Origin of the sequence: Methanoculleus oceani (assembly GCF_023702065.1) — an archaeon.
GTDB classification, from domain to species: domain Archaea; phylum Halobacteriota; class Methanomicrobia; order Methanomicrobiales; family Methanoculleaceae; genus Methanoculleus; species Methanoculleus oceani.
This window is the reverse complement of record NZ_QFDM01000002.1, coordinates 367,918-389,226: the sequence shown is the minus strand read 5'-3', so window position 1 is coordinate 389,226 and position 21,309 is coordinate 367,918. Positions and strand designations below refer to the sequence as shown.

The window sequence follows — 21,309 nt, the reverse complement described above, 5'->3', positions numbered from 1 at the left end:
CTCCTCCCGTCAGTTGATCTTAAACTGCTTCATTACCGACCCGAGCTGTTCGGCCATATCCGCCAGTTCGTGGGACGCGCTCCCGACCTCCTCGGTCGATGCGCTGACTTCTTCCGCGAGTGCCGCCATATCCTCGGTCCGGTCCAGGCTCTCCTTGGTCATGTGGGTGGACTCGTCCATCTTCTGCATGACGTTGTTTGTGGAGCCTGCCTGGTCTTCGGTGGCTTTTGTGATCTCGGTGATGCCGTGGGCGACCACTTCCACACCGTGGACGATCCGGTTCAAGCCCACGATGACCTTGTTGACGCTCTCGATGCCCGCCTGGATCTCCTGGTGGGACGCCTGCATCGAGCCTGTGGTCTTCTCGGTGCTTGCCTGGATTGTCCGGATCAGGTCCTCGATATCCTGGCTCGCCCGCTTGGACTCCCCGGCAAGGTTTCTGATCTCGCCTGCGACCACGGCAAACCCGCGGCCGTGCTCCCCGGCGCGGGCGGCCTCGATTGCGGCGTTCAGTGCAAGGAGGTTGGTCTGGTTGGCGATATCGGCGATCAACTTGACGATGTTGTTGATCTCACGCATCTGGTTGTTGAGGGTGCTGATCTCGTCCACGGTCTGTTTGGAGATCTCCTCGACGAGCTGCATCTTCTTCGCTGCAACCTCACCGAGCGAGGCCGCATCGTTCCCCTCCTTCGAAGCCTTCGAGGCCTGCTCCATGACCTCCTGCGATGTGCTGGCGATCTCCTCGATGGATGCCGAGAGGTCGTTGATATCCGTCCCGATCTCCTCGATCTTCTCGAGCTGGCGTCGTGCATCCTCCGACGACTGCTGCGTCGAGGCGGCGACCTGCTCCGTGGCCCGGATGATCTCGTCGGTGCTCTTGCTGACCTCCTTGGTCGTCATATCTACCTGGTGGGCCGCTTTTGCCACGTCTGCGAGGAGCGTGCGGATGGCGGTCAACGAGACGTTGTAGTCGCTCTTCACCTTCTGGAGAGGATCGGTGGCTCCTGCGTCCACGAACGCCGTCAGGTCGCCCTTCGCCATGGCGGCGAGTGCGGTTCCGAGTTCTTCGGCGCTCTGGGCGAGTCTCTCGCTCTCCTGCTTTGCAGTCTCCATCAGGTCCCGGATCTGGTCCTCTCTCTCCCGCTGCTCGGTCCAGTCGTTCCAGACGTAGAAGGCCATCTCGATCTCGCCCTTCGCATCCAGGATCGGGATGGCGTTCAGGGTGAGGTACTTCTTCACGCCGTCGGGCCACTTGACCATGACGTCGGTCCGTGCAAGTTTCTTCGTCTCGTAGCAGGCGTAGAAGTGGTCGCCATTGAGGATGGTGATATCGTAGTCGTAGAGTTTCTTTGCGATGGTCTCTTCCCGCGTTCCCCGCCACATCCGGGCGTACTCGTCGTTGATATCGATCCGGCTCTTGTCCGCACGGAGGGTCGCGATCGCAAGCGGGTTCTGCTTGATCATCGCATCCACCCGGTGCTCGGTCTTCTTGACTTCCTCCTTCTCCTCCTGAAGGTTTGTCCAGTCGTTCCAGACGTAGAAAGCCATCTCGATCTCGCCCTTCGCATCCAGGATCGGGATGGCGTTCAGGGTGAGGTACTTTTTCACGCCGTCGGGCCACTTGACCATGACGTCGGTCCGTGCGAGTTTCTTCGTCTCGTAACAGGCGTAGAAGTGCTCGCCGCCGATGACAGTGATATCGTAGTCGTAGAGTTTCTTCGCGATGGTCTCTTCCCGCGTTCCCCGCCACATCCGGGCATATTCTTCGTTGATGTCGATCCGGCTCTTGTCCGGGCGGAGGGTCGCGATCGCAAGCGGGTTCTGCTGGATCATCGTGTCCACGCGGTGCTGCATCCGCAGGATCTCGTCCTCTTCCTTGCGTTTTTCGGTGACGTCGTTATAAACGTTCAGGATCCCTGTCAGTTCGTTCTTCTCGTTTAAGAGCGGAATCCCGTACTGTTCCAGTATGTAGGTGCCGGTGGGGAACTCAACCGTCACCTCGCCGTCAACCCGCACCTTCTCGGTGAGCACCTTCTTGATCCCGTCTCCCTTCTGGTCGAGAACTTTGAAGTCCCGCAGGGTCATCGTGGTGATACGCGACCGGTCGATGCCGGTCAACTTGAGGTATGCCTCGTTGGCCGTGAGAATCTTCAGTGCGGTATCGACGACCAGGATGGGCATCGGGTTCTTCTGGACGATCGTCTCGGACTGCCGCTGCAGTTCGGCGATATTCTCCATCTGGGCCTGGATCTCTTCCTCTCCCTCCCGCTGTCTGGTGAGATCGTTATAGACGATGAGGACGCTCTCGACCGCATTTTCCCTGTCAAGAAGCGGGATGCCGTACTGCTCGAGCGTATGGGTGCCCGAGGGCAGTTCGACGACGACTTCCGCATACGCACGCTTTTTCTCCTGGATCGCCTGCCGGAGACCGGATCCCTTCTGCGACGTTATCTTGAAGTCTTTCAGGCTCCTGCCGAGCACCTGATCCATCGGGATCCCGCTCATCTCGGCATAGGCGGCGTTGGCTACGGTTATTTTGAACTCCAGGTCGACGACCAGAATGGGCATCGGGTTCTGCTCGATGACCATATCGGAGCTCCTCAGAAGCGCTTTTGCCTCCTCCAGCCGGCGCCTGAGGGTCTGCTTCTCCTCCTGCTTCTTCTCGAGCAGCGCGTTGATCGAGCCGGCCAGGGGGCGGAACTCATCCGGAATGCCGGCAAGGTCGATCTTCGCGGAGTTGTCGCCGCCGATTCCTGCATGGAGTGCGGCCTCGATCGCCTCGGGCAGTACCACCGCCCCCTGTTTCTGTGCCTGTCCTGTCGTCCCCGGTGCAATCGGCCCGGTAAATAGTGCTTTTCTTCCAGGTTTGTCGATCATTGATTACACATCCTCATCATGGTTCTCGTCCCGTGCCAGAAGCGCAGTTGCTATTGCCCGGTATTCCCTGCCGGCGTCGCTCTCGGGTGCGTAATGGGAGATTGGAAGCCCCTGTTGCTGTGTTTCGTAAATTGCAGGTGAGTATGGGACTGTGAACACCTGCTTGAACGCTTTCCTTACCTCGGATTCGAATGCTTTCAGCCGCTCCCTCTCCTTCTCCTCTTCTGCGGAGGAGACGGGTGAGAAGATCCGTTTCAGGAAGAGTGCAAGGCCGCCCGTTCCCGCCACCGGGTCGCCCGACCCCTTCCAGCGGGTGAGGATGGCGAAATCTGCGGCGACGTCTTCCCCGAGCATCTCCCTGATGTCGCCAAAGACTGTTGACAGGGCTTCCATGCCCCTGAGGGCGAAGGTGCCGGGGTCGAGGGTGACGATGGTGTGGTCCGCAGCGACGAGGCCGTTGATGACGAACTGGCCCATGCTCGGGGGCGTATCGATAAGGATGAAGTCGTAGGCGTCCGTCACCCCGGCGAGCGCCCCCTTGAGCACCCCTGCCCGGTCCTCGATACTGTAGAGATAAGGCTCAACCCCCACGAGATCGAGGGTTGCCGGGGCCAGGTCGATCCCTGATGCCGTGGGGACGATCACATCACTGATCTCAGTATCGGGAAACCCTTCAAAAACGTTCATGAAGACGTCATACATGCTCAGTTCAAGGGTTTCAGGATTGATCCCGAGCCCCGTGGTGGCGTTGGCCTGCGGGTCGCAGTCTACTACCAGAACGCTTTTGCCGTCTTTCTGGAGGTACCCTGCAACATTGAGGCACGATGTCGTCTTTCCTGTGCCACCTTTGTGGTGGGCGAACGCTACAATTGTAATATCCAGCACCCCTCGTACCTCTATTTGAAACAGGGATTATTAAATCTATTTCTATTGTGCTATGTATTTTCCAAACGCGTCTCGTATTTTGAAATATTCCTTCGTCCTTGATGATAAATTCGGCTTTTTTTTGCCATTGTGTCCCCCGGGATCGGGGAGGGCGGATACGAAGGTCTTATCAACCTTTCCCTCTCGCCCCGGGACCCGCTTTATCCCGGAGTCGCTGTACGCGTTCGGATATGGATGGCCTGTAGTCGGGTTCGGAACGAAAGAGCCCACCGATCACCCGCGAGAGATAGCCGGACCCCTTGCGGTGCGGGGCCGACGCCCCGGCCAGTAGACCGGAGAGGAGGTTCTGGAGAAGGGCTCCGGGGTCCCTGATCCGGTAGCAGCACCTCATCGCATCTGCCGCGTACCGGTCGGCGGTGAACTCCTCGTCATACATGCGGCAATAGTATATCCGGTAGGCGAGGAAGACGGTCGGGAGGAGGAGGGTGATGAAGGCTAACTTTGCGGCGGGGAGGCCTGCCGCCTGCAGGGACGGATGCCCAAAGAGCATGAGGCACAGGAGAACCGGGAGTGCCGGGAGGGCGGAGAGAAGGGAAGAGCCCTTTCTCACGTGCCCCTCTTCGTGGAGCAGCACGAACCGGAGCGTGTCGTCACTTGCCCGGGAGAGGTTTCTTTCGTAGAACGAACGCCGGTAGCGGATGCAGTTGAGCGCCGGGCATCCCCGCATGGAGCATGTGAAGATACACCTCACCAGTCTTCTCTTGCGGTCGATCAGCCCCTTCTCCTGAAGCTCATGAAATATCCGGTACAGGCGGGTGTCCCTGTCTGCCTCACGCATTCTAACCAAATTATAATAATTCAATTATATTAAATATTACCCGGGATCGAAACGCTGCTTATTCCGCATTTTACCGATTTTATTCATATTCCTCCGGGACTGCGGGCTCCTCCGGGCGGAGTACCGGCGGGGTCCGCTACAGCACGGCCTCACGGTTTGGGCGCCCCGACCGTCGTCCGATGTATCCCGGGTGCCCCGCGCTCCTGCCGATCGGCCGGTTCTCGCACCACGTTCGTCTCCCGGGAGCGAACCGGACGGGCACCTGCACCTGTACGGCACGACCCGCGAAAATTCCGCATCCCCTCCGGTGGCCTGGAATCCGAAACTTTTGCAATGCCCGTTTTTTTCACAATATATTAATAATAGCAACCAAAATTGTGAATGAATAGAGTGGAGGTGAATCTGCAGGACCGGAGAGTTCACATGGCCCATGCTCGCGCCGGCATGGCATGCGGTTCTCCGGTTCTCCGAGCGAATGTCCAGCAAATACGTGAGTCTTCTGATACTGGTCCTTGCCGCCCTCGTCGGGACTGCCGGCTGCCTCTCCACGGCATTTGGGGAGGTGACCTACAGCGGCGACGCCCTGCAGGTCCATGTGGAGCAAACCGGCGAGCCCGTTGAGAACGCCGTGCTCCAGGTAACGATCATGGAGGTGGTCGGGCTTGAACAGCACGAGGCCTTCTCCGAAGCGCGGTATATCGACCTCGACCGGGGAGAGAACGAATACACGATCCCGGTAGACCTGCAGCCCGGCTCATACAAGGTCTTCCTGACCATATTCGTCGGCGACGAACGGAGGACGTCCGTCATCCGCGACCTGGAGGTAGCAGCCTGATCCCGGCCGGACTCGCGGCGGCGCGGGGACTTGAACCGGCGGATGCCGTCTTCTCCGGGGCCGAGGTCTTCAACCCGTTCGCGTGCGCCTGGGAGCGCGTGGACTTCGCGGTGAAGGACGGCTACGTCGTCGGTCTCGGGGACTATCAGGGGAAGCGGGAGTACGACTTTTCGGGGGCCTACGTGGTGCCCGGGCTGATCGACGCCCACGTCCACATCGAGAGTTCGCTCCTCGCGCCGGCGGAGTATGCCCGGCTCGTCCTTCGACACGGCACGACGACCGTGATCGCCGACCCCCACGAGATCGCGAACGTCTGCGGAGTGCCGGGGATCGAGTACATGCTCGCCGAGGTGATGAACGTCCCCGGCGTCCTCGCCGGCGACGAGGACCTCCGGGCGAAGATGGACCTCTTCGAGGTGATCGACGGCCATGCACCGTTCCTCGCCGGGAAGGACCTGAACGCCTATATCTACGCCGGGGTCCGGAGCGACCACGAGTGCACGACGCTTTCGGAGGCCCGGGAGAAACTCCTCCGGGGGATGTACGTCATGATCCGGGAAGGCTCGACGGAGCACAACCTCAGGGACCTCCTGCCGCTTGTGAACGCCTGCACGGCGCCGCGGTGCTGCTTTGCCACCGACGACCGTCATGCCGATATGCTTGCCGGAGAGGGGCATATCGATGACTGCGTAAGAATTGCGGTCGCGTGCGGCCTCGAGGTCGAACTGGCGCTCCGTATGGCGACGCTCTCCGCCGCCGGACGGTTCGGGCTCCACGACCGGGGTGCCCTTGCGCCGGGGAGACTTGCCGACTTCTGCGTCGTCGACGATCCCGACCGCTTCCGCGTCCTGCGGACGTTCAAGCGCGGCGTCGAGGTAATCGACCCCGGCTACCGCGAGCCCGCCTGCCCCGCGGCCCCCCTGCACGCCCGCGTGCCGGAGCCCCGCGATATCCGCCTCACCGGCCGGGGAGAGGCGCGGGTGATCGGGATCGTGCCCGGCCAGATCACGACCCGGGACCTGCGCTTCCCGGTGGACGCCGCCGGTATCCCCGATCTCGGCCGCGATATCCTCAAAGCGGTCGTCACCGACCGTTACCGGGCGGGCGGCTCCGGCGTCGGGCTCGTCCACGGCTTCGGTCTCCAGGAAGGGGCGCTCGCCGGGTCGGTCTCCCACGACTCCCACAACATCGTCGCCGTCGGGGTCAGCGACGCCGATATCGTCCGGGCCATCGGCGAGGTGGTCCGGCTCGGAGGAGGGCTCGCAGTTGTCTCCGGAGACGACGTGACCGCGCTCCCCCTCGAGTGCGCCGGGCTGATGTCGGCGCTTCCCCACGACGAGGTCGTGCGGCGCCTCGCGGCTCTCGAGGAGCACGCCAGGCGGCTCGGGGCGATCGCGAACCCCTTCATGTACCTCTCGTTCCTCGCCCTGACGGTCATCCCTGAGGTCCGTGTCACGGAGCGCGGGGTCTTCGACGTCGGGGCGTTTTCGGACGTTCCGCTGTTTGGGGAGTGAGGGGGGTGATTGGGGGTGATCTCCCCCGATTTTTTCGGTTGTGATTTGGAGTTTGATTGGTTCTCATGGTCGGGCTCTCTCACCGGGGCTTGAAATCTTGTCCTACGGCTAGTTGTTCTACCAGAACGCCGCCACTCCAAGACTTCTGGTCTTTTCCTGCTCCTGCCCTTCGGCCAGTCGCCAGTCCAAGACCTTCGGTCTTCCCCAGCGATGTCCCGTGGGGACATCGCCTATCGCCACGCACTGCCCCCGCCCCAGGGGGCGGGGAACGACTGCCGGGAGCGTAGCGAACGGCAGGAGTTTGAGCACCGGAGGTGCAGAGGAGGAGGCCGGAGGCCGGGCGGGGTGGGGTTTACAGATATGCCCTATGAGGGGGAGACAGGGGAGGGGGGCGTGTCCCCCCTTCGCACCTATCGGTGCTCAAGCTCGCTTCACTCGCACTCCCCGTCAGCCCCTCCCCGCGTGGCGATACGCGACGTTCCGGCAGGAACGGAGCTGGAGCACCGAAGGTGCGATATCCACTGGAAAGCCGTGCACGGGAGTGAGCAATGTTCCGAAGGAACGACTGTCCGCAGGATGCGACGGTTCGGAGCGCGACTGGTCGGAGGCAGGAGCGTGAGCATCGTTAGGTGCAAGGTGCACTATCTACTGGACATCCCTGCATCACAACGACTCAACCCCCTCACCAGAACCCCTGCACCGCCCCCGGCGCGAGCATCGCGATCAGGAGCAGGATAACCGGCTGGTGCAGGAAGTAGATGACGAGCGAGTGCCGGCCCAGGAACTCGAGCGGCCGGGCAAACGCCGGCCCCGTCGCCGGGAGCGTGTAACCCCGCCGTCCGTCCGGGTAGAAGAGGGACCCGCAGGCCATGCCGACCAGGACGAGGCCGAACCAGGGGAGGAGCGGCACGTAATCGAGGCTCGCGAAGGATTCCGGGTGGATGCCGAGCCAGAGAAGGGGCCAGGGGCCCGGGACGGCGTTTGCGGCGTAGCCGGCGATGACGCAGGCGATGCTCGCGAGGATGAGGTTTGTTGTGCTAAAGCGCGCAAACAGCGGCGCAAGGATGATCGCGACACCGATGAAATGCAGGATGCCGAAGACGACGTAGACGGACGGCAGGAAGAGCCAGGTGACGGCGGTGATGACGAGGCCCAGAACGAAGATCGAGAGGCCGCGCCGGACGTACTTGAGCACGAGGTCCCGCCCGGCGAGTTGTCGCTCCGCTCTGGCGTAACTGATGGTGAAGGAGACCCCGACGAGGAAGATGAAGATCGATGCGGTCAGGTAGGCGAGCATCCGGAGGAATCCGCCGGAGACGTCGAGCGGCAGGACGCCGAAGAAGTTGAGGTCGAAGGCGGAGTGAAAGAGGATCATCGTCACGACGGCGACGCCCCTGGCGAGATCGATCTCCCAGTAGCGCTTCGCCGGCATGGGTTCCGCCGTCAAAAGAACCTTCGCCGGACGGGGGCGCCGCAGACCGGGCAGGTCTTCATATCGGCGATCTCGGCACTCTGCTCTTCGGTGGGCTCGTTGTAGACCCGGGAGAAGCCGCACTGCCGGCTGCACTCGAGCACGACGAACGGGCTACAGATCCGGCCCGTGTCTCCTCACCCCGTCTTCCTGCTGTAAGCGTATCATCTACTCTCTACACTCACAAGGAAGGCCTATCTGATAAGCATTTACCCGGGACCGGGAGGGTCACCATTATTCCTGTGCCCGCTCAACTCTCTCCATGAGCGACCGTGACGAACACATCATAGAGGCCGCCGGGAAGTGCCGGGTCGTGATCCGGAACGGCCGGGTGGTCGAGGTCGGGACGCCGCAGATACAGGACTGCCCGCTGGCACGGCGGTTTGCCTGCCCGGTCGAGGAGATGACGGCTGAAGCGATACGCAAGAACATCGAAGGAAGGATCCGGTCCTTCGGGATGTGCACGCCGGAGCGCGAGGTTCTTGCCGGACCGGACTTCGTCCTCTTCGGGGCGTCGGAACTCCTGAGCAGCGCCGTCCGGCGGGGAGATCTCGACGCCGCGGTGATCGCCTCCGACGGGGCCGGGACGCTGGTTGCAGAGAACCCCGCCCTCATCCAGGGGATCGGCGGCCGGATGTCCGGGCTCGTGAAGACGAGCCCGATCCCGGAAGTGATCGCACGGATCGAGGAGAACGGGGGCGTCGTCCTCGATCCAGCGACCGCCGCCATCGACCAGGCCGCCGGTGTCGCCCTGGCGAGAACCCTCGGTCACCGGCGGATCGCCGTGACCACCGCCGTTGCCGCCGAGGCCGCGACTATCCGGGAGCGGTTCCCGGACGCCGTGATCGTCGCAGTCCATACGACCGGGATCTCGCGGGAGGACGCGGCCCTGATGGCCGGTGCGGCCGACCTCCTCACCGCCTGCGCTTCGCGGCACATCCGGGAGGAGGCGGCGAAGACCGCGCTCCTCCAGGCGGGGACGTCGATCCCGGTCTTCGCGATGACCCCGGCGGGAAAAGCGATCGTTCTCGGCAAGATCGCGGAGACCGATCAACAGGTCATCATCCACGGGGCGCGGCTCCCGGTGCAGGGTTCGCAATCCCCCTCGCCGCTCTGCTGATCACCGGTCCGTAATGCCCACGTGGCCAGGGAGTTCGGAGAACTCTCGAAGGACGATATCGACCTCTACATCCGCTACGCGGTTCCGGCGCCAGTCGCCGTAGGCGGCAAAGGCGGTCACCATCCCGAGATGCCTCGCCGGGGCGATGTCGCGGACCAGGCTGTCGCCGACCATAACCGCCTTCGCCGGAGCCGTATCGAGCCGCCGGAGGGCGTAGAGGAGGGAGTCGGGCTCAGGTTTTCGTCTTCCCGATACCTCGGGGGTCACCACGACCTCGAAGTAATCGATGAGACCGGTCTTATCGAGCCGCCGGCGTGCCTGGAACGACTCCGCGTCGGTGGCGACCGCGAGCCCGATCCCGGCGTCCGCGAGGCACCGGAGCGTCTCCTCGACCCCCGGGTAAGCCTCGACCAGGTCGAGTTTCACGTCCTCGTAGGTGCGGCAGCAGACCTCGAACGTACCGGGCTGGTATGCCCCGAGCTCTTCAAGATAGTCGCGTATGTTTCTGTGGTCCTCAAACCCGTGAACGCCGCGGAGAAACTGCAAAAAGAGCGTCTCCGGGTCTCCGGTCCCGAGGTAGTCGACCACGCACCGGCACGCCTCCCGTTTCGCTCCCACCAGGTCGAAGAGGGTGTTGTCCATGTCGCAGAGGACCGCTTCTACCCTGTTATGCCGAGTGCCGCAAGTTGTCTGCATATCTCCAGTTCCCTTCCGAATGCACGGTAGGTCTCGTCGTCCTCGAAGCGCACCTTCAGTTCGTCGAGATCGTTGCCCTTCCCGCCGTACTCACCGAAGATCGTGAAACCGTTGCAGCCTACGAACCCGAAGACGGCGGCGAGGTTGAAGAGCAGCCGCCGGAATGCCGGCACCGTGCAGGTTGTCGTCTCCAGTCTGTATGGGCGGTCGAAGTAGAAGTACTCGAGCCCCTCGGCCATGCAGAGGTCCGCCATGTAGATGTCGGCGGTCAGGAGAACCGGAAGGGCATACCGCTCTTCTTCGAACTTCCGGAGCGCCCGCACAATGTTACGGTCGTTCTCCTCGGAAAGATGCGTGTGCGGGTCCGGCGACGCGATCTCCGTTGCCCGGTCGCGGATGGAACGGTACTCTTTCAGCGCGAGGTATGCAGCTTTCCGGGACCTCTTCATCCGCTTGTTCTCGAGTTCCCCGATGAACTCCCGGCAGTCGGGCGCATGCGCCGTCATCTCCTCGATCATCTTTGCCGGGTACTTTCGGTTGATGGCATACGTGATCTCGTCCCGGACGGTATCGACGATCAGGTAGGAGGAATGATTGATCTCCGGGTTGTTCGATGCAAACCCATGGTAGAAGAGGTTCGTATCCAGGCCGAAGAAGACGGCCTTCTTGAGCTGCCCATAGGATGTGCGCATCGCATCAAAGGTGGCCTGGTTCACGTAACGTGCGATTCCGCTTGCAAACATGCACTCCTGGAGATCCGCGTAGGAGGGGAGTTCGCCGGCAACCGGCTCATACCCGGCGAGCCAGTCCCTGAAGGTCTCGCGGGACGCAGGCAGTTCGAGCCGAAACCCGGTCCCTTCGGGGCGTGCGACGAGGATGTCCCCTTCGTAGAGCGGGTACGAGACGCGGATCGTATCGAGGCTGTTTAAGAGTATCTGCAACTCGTCTTCCCTTATGACCGCATCGTTCATGATCTTGCCTCCGCATCCTCCATGATATCCCGGATCCTCTGGATCTGGTGCGGGATCATCATATACGGTTTTGCGACGTCGTCGGTGCTCGTCATGGCGAGGTAATAGATGTGCCGGAGGTCAAGCCCCGCGAGCGAGACCGCGATGAGCGCCCCGGCGACCGTGACCTTCCTGCCCGACGTGATATCGATCGCCACGCGGAACCCCTGTTGGATAAGGTCCCGGGCAAGCGAGCGGATCGTCTGCCCGGCTCGTACGAAGTCCGCTTCGGGCAGGACCTCCACCTGGACTTCCGGAGCGAACCCGTATCCCCCCGAGACTATCCGGATCGCCCTGGCTGCGATCGATGCGTCGTGCGCGTAGGGTTCCTCGGTGACGATAGAGACCCGTTCGGGGCGCAACCCCTTTTCCCGCAGGACTGCATGATATGCGTTGACGAGCGCCCATGTTGAGCGTCCCAGAAGTGTTATGTAGGCATCGCCGGTGGCGGGCGTCACGGGTGGAATCACTGCTCAAGACTCACCCTGCTCCTATATAGGCTTTGTCGGGGGCGTCCCCCCTGGATCGGGGATCGCTGTTGGCGTTCCGGGCCGTATCCTTCGTTATTTCCGGATTTTTTGCCCGATATTCGCTCGTCCGGCAACTGTGTCCGGCATTTCGCCGAATTATGGCGGCATTTTGCTCCCGGGGTTCTTAGAATAAGCCTTTAGCGCGAAAGAAATCGCAAAATACCGCAAAATATTTGGTAAATCTTTTATGATCGATACCCCTACAGTGGTATGGAAGAGCGCGAAAATACCCCGGAGAGAATGACCCATGGAGATGCGAAGATTACGATTAAGGACACCGGCCGACACCTGGGGGCTGGCGGACCCGGAGCAACAGAGGAAGGCCCGCCAGGACGCTATCGACGACGGGGATCTGATCGAGATCACCCGGATGGGGAGGGACATGGGCATCACCTATCCCCTCGCGGTCTCGGCACGGGCCGCGCAGAGCATGGTGCCGTTCCCGAACATCCCGCAGGACACCGTCACGGAGAACTTATGGGACACCCTGCATGCGTTCAGGGATAAAGCCCGTACGACGACCGAGGAGGAGTTCGAGTTCCAGGTCAGCCTCTACCAGAACGGCCTCGTTCCCACCCTCACCTTCAAGGCCGCGGTCTCCCCGGGAGACGACGGCGAACCGGTCATCACCATCATGTTGCCGGACGAGGACTGGGAGACGATCGGGTGCGGCCACCACCAGAGCGCAGGCGACGCGATGCTCACCGTCGACGACGTTGCCTCGACCCTGAACTTCACCCCCGGTCGGATCCGGGAGTTCATCCGGGAAGAGCGGATCCCGGCGGTCAAGTGCGGGGGATCCTGGCGAATCAAGCGCTCAGAGCTCGACCGGATCATGAACGAAGGCTTCTGACCGGCTATTCCGGGTCGGCCGGAAGATGAGGGTTAATACGGTAGGCGGAGCAACACTTTTTTGAAGGCTTCTGCCTATCGATGGAGTTCTGCCCGTGCCGATACCGTCCGTCTGGATGTACTGGGTGATCAGTCTCACCATCGCGACGTATGCGGGTGCCGCAGTCGTCAGGCGGTATCCCGGGTACGGGTTTGCCACCCTCACCGGCCTGTACATCATTTACCCTGGCGCCTCACAGATCATCGCTGCCCGGCTCATCGAGTTCGATATCGGTATCGCCACATTCATCGCCCCTCCGTCTTCATCTACCCGTTCGTCGCGCAGGCGATCGATATGATCAACGAGGTCTACGGGAGATCGATGACCCGGGTCGCCATTGCCCTCCTCTCGCAGATCCTTTTCGCCATCCTCATCGCCATGACGAACTTCCTGACCCTCGACAGCGTCATCTTCGTGAGCATCGCCTTCTTCACCGCCGGAATTCCCCTGCTCCCCCTGATCGCCGGTCAGATGGTCAGCAAGGGCATCATCGGAGTTCTCGATACCCCCTGGTTCGTCCGGTACAAGCGTTACCTGGGTGCCACGGGTGCGGGGAAGGCCGGGGGCGGACGCTGACCTCCTGGAACAGGTGCTACTTAAATATTATCTTATTGATGTGGCACGGAAAACAAACATATTTAATTTTTAGATGTAGAGTTCTCATGATGTGCGCCGAAGCCTCACGAGCATTCCTGGATGGTCTTTTCGCCGATTCCATAGCAAGAATTGACGATTTGGCGGCAAAACAGTTGAATCGTGGGGGTGGGTGCATGCCCGGGCCCGATGGTGGTTGTGCGACCTTCGGGACATCCCGTAGCCTGATATATGCGATCTTCGGAATCACATGCCTTCTTCTCCTTCTGCTCAGTGCAGGGGTGCCGGGAATGCCGGAGATTCCGACAATTGAAGCCGTATGTCCTATCGTGTGCTTTCCCGGGCTCTTTGGACCGCACGGATCTTCGTTCCTCAGGCACTGGATAAAGAGAAGTCGTGCCGAAGAGAGCGGCAGGGAGGGCGACCAGGGAGGCCGTGTCCCGGACCAGGGAGCCCCCTCGCCCCGTGCGCCCGTTGAGCCGCTCCTGAGCAGGCATCTCCCGTCTGGCGATGAGACGATTCTTTTCGAGAAATTCGAGAAGGTTCCCGATGCCCTCCGGCGGTTCGACGATCTCCTCTCCCCGGAAGAGGCGAACGCAGCCCTCCCCCCCGGCGGGTCGGAAGACGTCGACCCCTTTTCGGACTTCTCTCTCCGGGAAAGCCCGGGTGACGGTATCTCCCGCGGTCCGGACGAACTTCCTGAACTTCCTCCGGACGATCTGTCTGCTCCGCATTCCGGTTTCCTCACCGACGACGAATTCATGCAAATGTTCGAATTCGATGATGGAGATGTCAAACCCACTCCCGGGATCGTCGAGTTCGATCTCTGCCTGCCGGAGAACGAACCGGCGGTTGTAGCCTGCATCCCCGCTCCTGCGTATGATGCTGCCGTGGACGAGGAGCGCCCGCTGGAGTCGCTCATCGACGACCTCGGCAGTGACGATGCCGGTGTCCGCGGACGTGCCGTAAATGCCGTCGCAGAACGCGGGGCCGACGCCGTCGCTCCCCTGATCCGGGCCCTCGGTCGTGCAGACGACGGGAGGCGGTGGTGTATCGCCGAAGCCCTCGCTTTGATCGGCACAGATTCAATCCCGCCGCTGATCGCGGCGCTCGGGGACGATGCGACGCAGATTGGGGCGGCTGCCACGCTCGTGCGTATCGGGGGTTCCGCCGTGCCGCCCCTCATCGCAGCGCTCGCCGGCGATGACGGCGAGGTGCAGTTCGGCGCTCTCTACGCACTCCGGGAGATCGGTGATGCGGCGATCCAATCTCTTGTCGAGGCCCTTGACGCGCCCGAAGGGAGCATCCGGAGATCTGCCGCTTCCGTTCTCCGGGAACTCGGGTGGAAAGCACCCGACGACGCCGGGGCAATCCGCTACCTCATTGCCGGCGAGGCGTGGCTTGATGTCGCGGACTACGGTGAAGCCGCGGTCGCCCCTCTGATCCGCATCCTGAAGTCCCCGGATAAGGAGGTCTGGTGGAATGCCGCCCGGACCCTCGGGGAAGTCGGCGAGCCCGCAGTCGGCCCCCTGGTCGATCTCCTGCACGAAGCAGACGACGAGGTCCGGCCGATGGCGGCCATGGCGCTCGCGGAGATCGGTCTCCCTGCGGTCGATCCGCTCATCCGGCTGCTTGGCAGAAAGAACCTCCGCGGCACGGCGGCGGCGGCCCTGGTCAAGATCGGGGAGCCGGCGGCGGAGGCATGCATCCGTGCCCTGGACAGTACGGACGGGGAGGCGCGGGAGGCGCTCCGGGAGATTCTCGGTGCGCTCGGGGAGGCGGCGGTCCCGTCCCTGATCCAGGCACTGACATCCGGCAGGTCCCGGATACGCGGCCAGGTCGCCGCGATCCTGGTCGAGACGGGCTGGGAACCCTGGAGCGACGCCGAGCGGGCATGGTACCTGATTGCCCGGGAGGAGTGGATGGAACTTGCCCTGATGGGCGCGCCGGCAGTCGTTCCCCTGATCAGGACGCTCAACGGCGACGACGACCGAATACGCGGCGAGGCTGCGGCGACACTCGGCGAGATCGGCGATCCGGCGGCTGTGAGGCCGCTCGTGGACGCCCTCGCCGATGATGCCGTTGCCCCGGTGGCGGCGGATGCGCTCGTTGCCATCGGGAAACCGGCCGTGGCCCCTGTCCTCGGACTGCTCGAAGGGGAGGCCGGGGCCGCCCGGGAGAACGCCGTCGAGGTCCTGGGCAGGCTCGAGGCGCCCGAGGCGGTCCCGGCCGTCATCGAACTCGTCAGGAGCGGCGGCGACCGCCTTCACCGGAAGGCCGTCGATGCCCTGGTCGGCATCGGTGCGCCTGCGATAGGCTCGCTCATCCCCCTCCTCGGTGAGGACGGCGACGGGCATGCGGGAGCGGCGGCGGCGCTCACCGGGATCGGCGACCCGGCACTCCCGCCGCTTGTCGAAGCACTCGGCGATGAGAACTTCCTGACCCGCATGGGGGCTGCCACGGTCCTTGAGAGGCTCGGGTGGGCTCCCACGGGAGTAGAGGAACAGGCCGTCTACCTGATCGCGTTGCAGCGGTGGTCGGAGATCGTGGATCTCGGGGCCCCCGCCGCCGACCTCCTGGTGGCGCGGCTCGGCGATCCTGATACCGGGGTGCAGGCCGGGGCCGCAGAGTCGCTGGCCTGTCTCGGGGCTCCTGCGGTTCCCCCCCTGATCCGCCTGCTCGGCAGAAAGAACCTCCGTGGGCCGGCGGAAGAGACGCTGGTGCGGATCGGGGAAGCGGCAGTGGAACCACTGATCCAGGCACTGGACAAGACCCGGCTCCGCAAAACGGCCGCCGGGGTGCTGGTCAGGATCGGGCGTCCTGCCGCCGGTCCGCTCGTCCCCGGTCTCGGGCGTCCCGACATCGGGCAGACTGCAGCCGAGATCCTTGGGGCGATGGGGGAGTCTTCCCTCGATGCGCTGGTCGAGGCGCTCGGGAACGACGATCCCCGGATCCGGCAGCGGGCCGGGGAAGTGCTTATCGGCATTGGGGATGCGGCCGTCGGCCCGCTCATCGGGGTACTGGGACACCAAAACGACGTCGTCCGCCTGGAGGCGATCGATACGCTCACCCGGGCCGGCAGACCGGCCGTCGCCGATCTCACGGAGGCGCTTTCAGACGAGCGTTACCTTGTGCGGCTGGGTGCGGCGGAGGTCCTCGGAAGAGCCGGATGGGTGCCGGGGACCGAGAGCGAGACCGTCTGCTACCTGATTGCAAAGGAGCAATGGGCCTCTGTCGCCGAGATCGGGGCCGGGGCCGTCGAGCCGCTGATCCGGACGCTCAACGATCCCGACAGCGCGATCCAGATAGGTGCGGCGCGGGCGCTCGGCATGATCGGGGCGCCTGCAGTCAGCAGGCTGATCCACGAACTCCGCACCGAGCAGGACGGCGGGCAGAGAAAGGCGATCGAGGCGCTCAAGATGATCGGGGAGCCGGCGGTCGTACCGCTCATCGACGCTCTCCAGGACCGGGACTGGCACATCCGCCTCGGAGCGGCACGGGCGCTTGTCGGCATCGGGGATCCCGCCGTCGAGCCGCTGGTCCTGGCTCTCCGCGCCGCCGCTCCGGCGATCCGGATGGGAGCGGCCGCAACGCTCGGCAAGATCGGGAACCCGGCAGCAATCGAGCCGCTTACCGCTGCGCTCCTCCAGGAGGACTGGCGCCAGGGGCGTGTCGTGGTGCGGGCGCTCGGCATGATGGGCGAGGTGGCGGTCAAACCGCTCCTGTGCGTCCTGCGGGAAGGGAACGATACGGCCCGGAAGGGTGCGGTGACGGCTCTTGTGCTGATCGGGGAGCAGGCGTGCCGCCTGCTCCTCGGTGCGCTCACCGACGGGCATTTCCGCGTCCGTGCCGGGGCCGCGGACGCCCTCGACCGCCTGGGCTGGTCGCCTGAGGCGGGGGCGGAGACGGTCCACTACCTGATCGCGAAGGAACGATGGGGCGATCTTGTCCGGGTGGGCCCGCCTGCGGTCGAGCCGCTGGTCGCGGTCTTGAACGACCGCGACGACAGCATCCGGCGGCGGGCGGCGAAGGTCCTCGGCGAGATCGGCGACCCGCGCACGGTCCCGGCACTCATGCCTCTCCTTCACGACGACTACTACAGCGTCCGGCGGGAGGCTGCGGCGGCGCTCGTCTCCATAGGGACCCCGGCGACGGGGCCGGTCGCATCCGCACTCGGCGACCCTGACGGCGATGTCCGGAAGCGTGCGGCGGATGTGCTCGCCGAGATCGGGGATGCACGGGTAATCGAGGCCCTCGAGGGCATCTCCGACGATGAGGACTGGTATGCCCGGAGGGCCGCCGAGAATGCGGTGGAGCGAATCCGGGAGCGGGCCGGGGAAGGGTCGGGAGACCTGTAGGCCGTCTCCACCGCGTTCTCTTCTATTTCTGCGAACCTTCGGCTGGAAATCTTCGGATAAATGGAGGCATGCCATCTCGGACAGGGTAAGGGCCTGTTTACACGCGGTGCCTCTTAAAAATGATAAGGGATGCTATGAGCGCATCCTGGCCCGGCCTATGCGTCCACGTCAATTCCGGAAATATACGCCACGCCCAGTTTCGCCCGCCTTATCCGGGTGCTCTCCTTGAGATGGCGCATATCGACGAACTCGCCCTCGGTCACGATCTTCTCGATCTGCCGGGAGAGATCGAGGGTTGCATCCCACGGCACCCCCCGGAAGACGACGCCGTGGTTGTGGAGCTGCACCGGCTCCCCTCCCGTATGGCCCGGGTCGACGAGGGCTGCGATGCGCTCGTCGCCGCAGGCGGAACGGTCGATCCCGAACCCGAAGCCGACCATCGTGTCGCCGCGGTACTTCGGCTCGTCGTCCTCTGCGAACCATTCCCGGACGTTCTCTTCCGCGTTGATGGGAAGGCCGTTTGCCGGGGCGGACGCGGCGATGGGGGACTTTTTCACCCCGGTGCTGCAGACCCCGTCGACGACGGCCCAGATGGCAAGAGCGACGATGCCGGAGAAGTCGCGCCTCTGCTCCCGGGCAACGTCGAAGATTGTACTGTATAATTCGGAGAGCGTGACGCTGCCGTCGTCTCCGGCATCGACGGTGACGATCTCGTGAAACGGTCCCTCAAGCGCGACGTTGTACCCGGAGTAGACGTAGAGTTCTCCGGTCTCCTTCACCGGCGTGAAGAAGTCCGGCGTCTCGTTCCCGTCCGTCGGCAGCCAGACCATCGAGCCGTGCAGCGTGATCATCTCCCCGAGGAGCGGGAGGGCGTCCGCCACGCTCCCCCCGAGCGCGCCGAGGCCGAGCGAATACCGGAGAGCCGAGAAAGGTATCGCACGGATGTCCCCCTCGGTCAGGCGGGCGTGCAATACCTTATCCAGGCTGCCGGTGACCCGGAGCGACGATTGCTTTGTGGAAACCCGCTCGACGGTATAGGCAACGCCGTTCCTGACGACCGGGGTCCGGGCAAGCTCGTTGATGACCGAAAGGCTGTCCTGCGGCCTCCTGCAGGCGGCGACGGCCTCCTCGACCCCTGGATAGAGGGAGAATATCGGTGTCACCCCGGCCATGTCGAGAACGTTCTTCGGGTACTCCTGGATCCCGGCAAGGGCCAGGATGCCGTTGCGTTCTTTTAATTGTTTTTTTACGGCGAGGAGAACCCTGATGCCTGCGCTGCTCAGGTAACTCAACCCTGCAAGGTCGAAGACGACCGACCGGTCGTCGTCCTGCAGAGACGCCTGTACGGCGTCCGTTACCTGTCCCGCGCCGTAGCCGTCAAGCCTTCCGCGTATAACGAATGTCAGAATCCCGTCTCTTCTCTCGGTCTGCAGATCCATATGTGTTCTGTACAGTATCGGGCTGTTGCAGGTTAATTTTTCCCAAATCCGCTTTGCCGTCGGCGTGTCGTGCCGTGACAGGCTTCATTGGGCGCACAAACTTCGTAACCATTATCCCTCCGGTTATGTGATCCTCCTATGATCCACCGTGAAGCCCAACAGAGCCTTAATCATCATGATCATTCTTTCCATCGCAATTTTTTCTGTCGTTTCTGCAGGCTGTACCGCGACCGGTCAGCAATCGCCGGCATCACCTCTCCCCACTGCGGTTGCCGCACCTGCCCCTGACTGCCCGGCGCTCGTATTTACGGATCGTGAATTTGCTTTCGAGCTCCAGCGGACACTTGGCGCCTCGTATTCGGGCGAGGCCGATATCGGCGAGTGCCTTGCCACTGCGTCCAGGATAAAGGAAGGAGACTTCGAAAGTTGGTACAGCGAATGGAACAAGACCGCGGACAACTTCAGGACAGCGGGCGACGGGAGTCTCGCAGCCGGGCACAGGGTTACCGCAATGGAAGCATACTACCGGGCCGCAACGTATTACCGCACGGCCGAGTTCTTCCTGCATGGTAACCCCGCCGATCCCCGCATCGTAGAGACATGGGGAAAGAGCCGGGAATCATTTCGCGATGCGCTCTCACTCGACGTCGTTCCTTACGAGATCGTCGCCATCCCGTACGAGAATACGACGCTGCCGGGTTACTTCTATATGGTCGATGACTCCGGTACGTCCCGGCCGCTGCTCATCGTCCAGACCGGCTTTGACGGCTGCCAGGAGGAACTCCATCCGTATGCAATTGAGGGGATCAAACGCGGATATAACGTCCTGACATTCGAGGGGCCGGGCCAGGGCGAAGTGATACGGGTCCAGAACATCCCGTTCCGCCACGATTGGGAGAACGTGATCGGACCGGTCGTGGACTATGCGGTGAGCCGGCCCGACGTCGACGAAGACCGGGTTGCACTCTGGGGGATCTCGCTCGGAGGCTACCTCGCCCCCCGCGGTGCCGCATACGAGCCCCGGATCACGGCGCTAATCGCGGACGGAGGTACCTACGACGTCGGACAGACTCTCCTCGCGAACCTGCAGAACGGCGGGGGAGCGTCCGCGAACATGACAAAAATTGAGCTGCAGGAGTGGCTGCAGACGGATCCGGTTGAGTTCAACGACGCCATCCGCGATGCCATGGCACGCGATACCGGCACCCGCTGGCTGAACGAGAACGGGATGTTCGTCTTCGATGCCGGCTCGCCGGCACAGTTCTGGGCGAAATGGATGGATTTCTCACTCGTCGGAGTTGCCGAAGAGATTCGGTGCCCCACGCTGGTCGGTGCCGGTGCGGCCGATCACTTCGACCCGGATGGGGTGCAGGCAAAGGCACTCTACGACCACCTCACCTGCGAGCGTGAACTTATGGTCTTCTCCGACGATTACGGTGCCGGGTCGCACTGTCAGCTCGGGGCGTTCGCGCAATCGTTTGCCGCCAGGTTCGACTGGCTCGACGATCAGATGGGAATGAGCAAATAAAGGGGTCGGGTCGGGGGATATCGCCCCTTTTTTTCGGAGTCTCCCGGCAACTACCGGCGAACCCTGTATCCGGCTGCCGTGAGGATCTCGATGAAGGCGTCGTCCCATTCCGTGCCGGAGAGCCCGTTCAACGTCGGTTGCACCTCCTCCCAGAGCCGGCCGAGCTCGTCAGTGTCCGGAATCAGCGCTGTCTGATACGTCACACGTCCCGCCAGCTTCCCCTGTGCATCAAGGACGAGCAGGCGGCAGCAGTATTCGCGGCAGAGGTCGGGGCGTGTCAGGTGGACCGTACACCATGCCTTTCCGGCCTTTGCATCGAATCTCAGAAAGGGGCATGCGTTCGGCAGTCCCTCGATGCTGCTCTCATCCTCGAAGAGGGCGATCTTGTCCGGATCGACCCGCACCTCTTCTGCATCCCCGGTGTAGTGGTTGTGCACGACAAACGTGTTGTTGCCACGCTCTTCGATAACCCTGTGGACGTCCCGCATGTGGCTGCAACAGCTGCCGCACCGGCAGCACTTACCGGCGATGGTGGCCCCCTCCCTGAGCACCGGGCGGTTGGTGGTGTGCTGACACTCCCTGAGTCACCTGCGCATCCGGCGGCGAGCACGCACAGGCAGGCGAAACTAACACGATCATGACGGTAGTTATCTTTTCCATGAACACAATCTCCCGGAGCGTTGATTCTTTTATGATACTCTCTCTTTTCGACGTTTCGGCAG

18 protein-coding genes are annotated in these 21,309 nt (G+C 62.9%); 8 read left to right on the top strand and 10 right to left on the bottom strand.

Translation table 11 applies throughout. The features are described 5' to 3' along the window. Window positions 1-9 precede the first annotated feature (9 nt). The 3 genes from DIC75_RS06885 to DIC75_RS06875 all read right to left on the bottom strand — a co-directional run bounded on the left by DIC75_RS06885 (window position 10) and on the right by DIC75_RS06875 (window position 4,600). Window positions 10-2,877 carry a methyl-accepting chemotaxis protein gene (locus DIC75_RS06885; RefSeq protein WP_250987294.1) on the bottom strand — a complete coding sequence of 956 codons (2,868 nt, stop codon included), beginning with the start codon at window positions 2,875-2,877 and terminating at the stop codon, window positions 10-12. Between the two features lie 3 nt (window positions 2,878-2,880). Further along, window positions 2,881-3,762: a ParA family protein gene (locus DIC75_RS06880; RefSeq protein WP_250987293.1), complete on the bottom strand. Its 882-nt coding sequence runs from the start codon at window positions 3,760-3,762 to the stop codon at window positions 2,881-2,883. A gap of 169 nt (window positions 3,763-3,931) precedes the next feature. Then, a complete protein-coding gene (locus DIC75_RS06875; RefSeq protein ID WP_250987292.1) occupies window positions 3,932-4,600 on the bottom strand; it encodes a M48 family metalloprotease in 669 nt (222 codons plus the stop codon). Window positions 4,601-5,030: 430 nt separating this feature from the next. On the opposite strand from DIC75_RS06875, the gene DIC75_RS06870 reads away from it, so the two are divergent. Together DIC75_RS06870 and DIC75_RS06865 are read left to right on the top strand one after the other, a co-directional pair. Further along, window positions 5,031-5,435, top strand: coding sequence for a hypothetical protein (locus tag DIC75_RS06870; RefSeq protein WP_250987291.1), 405 nt, complete (start codon window positions 5,031-5,033; stop codon window positions 5,433-5,435). A 98-nt stretch (window positions 5,436-5,533) separates the two neighbouring features. After that, window positions 5,534-6,949: an adenine deaminase gene (locus tag DIC75_RS06865; RefSeq protein WP_250987290.1), complete on the top strand. Its 1,416-nt coding sequence runs from the start codon at window positions 5,534-5,536 to the stop codon at window positions 6,947-6,949. A gap of 682 nt (window positions 6,950-7,631) precedes the next feature. Here DIC75_RS06865 and DIC75_RS06860 read toward each other — a convergent pair. Both DIC75_RS06860 and DIC75_RS12290 read right to left on the bottom strand, forming a co-directional pair. Beyond that, window positions 7,632-8,396, bottom strand: coding sequence for a heparan-alpha-glucosaminide N-acetyltransferase (locus tag DIC75_RS06860; protein WP_250987289.1), 765 nt, complete (start codon window positions 8,394-8,396; stop codon window positions 7,632-7,634). Next, window positions 8,393-8,524: a hypothetical protein gene (locus DIC75_RS12290; RefSeq protein WP_284738414.1), complete on the bottom strand. Its 132-nt coding sequence runs from the start codon at window positions 8,522-8,524 to the stop codon at window positions 8,393-8,395. Before DIC75_RS12290 ends, DIC75_RS06860 begins: the two co-directional genes overlap by 4 nt. 158 nt (window positions 8,525-8,682) lie before the next feature. Between DIC75_RS12290 and DIC75_RS06855 the strand changes: the two genes are divergently transcribed. Then, entirely contained in the window at window positions 8,683-9,540 is an 858-nt protein-coding gene (locus DIC75_RS06855; RefSeq protein ID WP_250987288.1) for a methanogenesis marker 8 protein, read from the top strand. Here DIC75_RS06855 and DIC75_RS06850 read toward each other — a convergent pair whose 3' ends face one another. Genes DIC75_RS06850 through DIC75_RS06840 form a run of 3 tightly spaced genes read right to left on the bottom strand, consistent with a single transcriptional unit; the run spans window position 9,541 to window position 11,716 of the window. Then, window positions 9,541-10,236, bottom strand: coding sequence for an HAD family hydrolase (locus tag DIC75_RS06850; protein ID WP_250987287.1), 696 nt, complete (start codon window positions 10,234-10,236; stop codon window positions 9,541-9,543). It abuts the gene before it with no gap. Beyond that, window positions 10,200-11,207: a PIN domain-containing protein gene (locus tag DIC75_RS06845; protein WP_250987286.1), complete on the bottom strand. Its 1,008-nt coding sequence runs from the start codon at window positions 11,205-11,207 to the stop codon at window positions 10,200-10,202. Before DIC75_RS06845 ends, DIC75_RS06850 begins: the two co-directional genes overlap by 37 nt. Further along, window positions 11,204-11,716, bottom strand: coding sequence for a hypothetical protein (locus DIC75_RS06840; protein WP_250987285.1), 513 nt, complete (start codon window positions 11,714-11,716; stop codon window positions 11,204-11,206). Before DIC75_RS06840 ends, DIC75_RS06845 begins: the two co-directional genes overlap by 4 nt. A gap of 307 nt (window positions 11,717-12,023) precedes the next feature. On the opposite strand from DIC75_RS06840, the gene DIC75_RS06835 reads away from it, so the two are divergent. The 4 genes from DIC75_RS06835 to DIC75_RS06820 all read left to right on the top strand — a co-directional run bounded on the left by DIC75_RS06835 (window position 12,024) and on the right by DIC75_RS06820 (window position 17,620). Beyond that, complete coding sequence (locus DIC75_RS06835) at window positions 12,024-12,629, top strand: helix-turn-helix domain-containing protein (protein WP_250987284.1); 606 nt, start codon at window positions 12,024-12,026, stop codon at window positions 12,627-12,629. A 94-nt stretch (window positions 12,630-12,723) separates the two neighbouring features. Continuing rightward, window positions 12,724-12,966 carry a hypothetical protein gene (locus DIC75_RS06830; RefSeq protein WP_250987283.1) on the top strand — a complete coding sequence of 81 codons (243 nt, stop codon included), beginning with the start codon at window positions 12,724-12,726 and terminating at the stop codon, window positions 12,964-12,966. Then, a complete protein-coding gene (locus DIC75_RS06825) occupies window positions 12,963-13,244 on the top strand; it encodes a hypothetical protein (RefSeq protein ID WP_250987282.1) in 282 nt (93 codons plus the stop codon). Before DIC75_RS06830 ends, DIC75_RS06825 begins: the two co-directional genes overlap by 4 nt. 308 nt (window positions 13,245-13,552) lie before the next feature. Next, complete coding sequence (locus tag DIC75_RS06820) at window positions 13,553-17,620, top strand: HEAT repeat domain-containing protein (RefSeq protein WP_250987281.1); 4,068 nt, start codon at window positions 13,553-13,555, stop codon at window positions 17,618-17,620. 155 nt (window positions 17,621-17,775) lie between these two features. On the opposite strand, the gene DIC75_RS06815 is transcribed toward DIC75_RS06820, so the two are convergent. Then, the gene (locus tag DIC75_RS06815; protein WP_250987280.1) at window positions 17,776-19,059 is read right to left on the bottom strand and encodes an STAS domain-containing protein; all 1,284 of its coding nucleotides are present in this window, start codon (window positions 19,057-19,059) and stop codon (window positions 17,776-17,778) included. A gap of 175 nt (window positions 19,060-19,234) precedes the next feature. On the opposite strand from DIC75_RS06815, the gene DIC75_RS06810 reads away from it, so the two are divergent. Further along, complete coding sequence (locus tag DIC75_RS06810) at window positions 19,235-20,587, top strand: alpha/beta hydrolase family protein (RefSeq protein ID WP_250987279.1); 1,353 nt, start codon at window positions 19,235-19,237, stop codon at window positions 20,585-20,587. Between the two features lie 50 nt (window positions 20,588-20,637). On the opposite strand, the gene DIC75_RS06805 is transcribed toward DIC75_RS06810, so the two are convergent. Then, window positions 20,638-21,138, bottom strand: coding sequence for a YkgJ family cysteine cluster protein (locus tag DIC75_RS06805; protein ID WP_250987278.1), 501 nt, complete (start codon window positions 21,136-21,138; stop codon window positions 20,638-20,640). Between the last annotated feature and the right edge of the window lie 171 nt (window positions 21,139-21,309).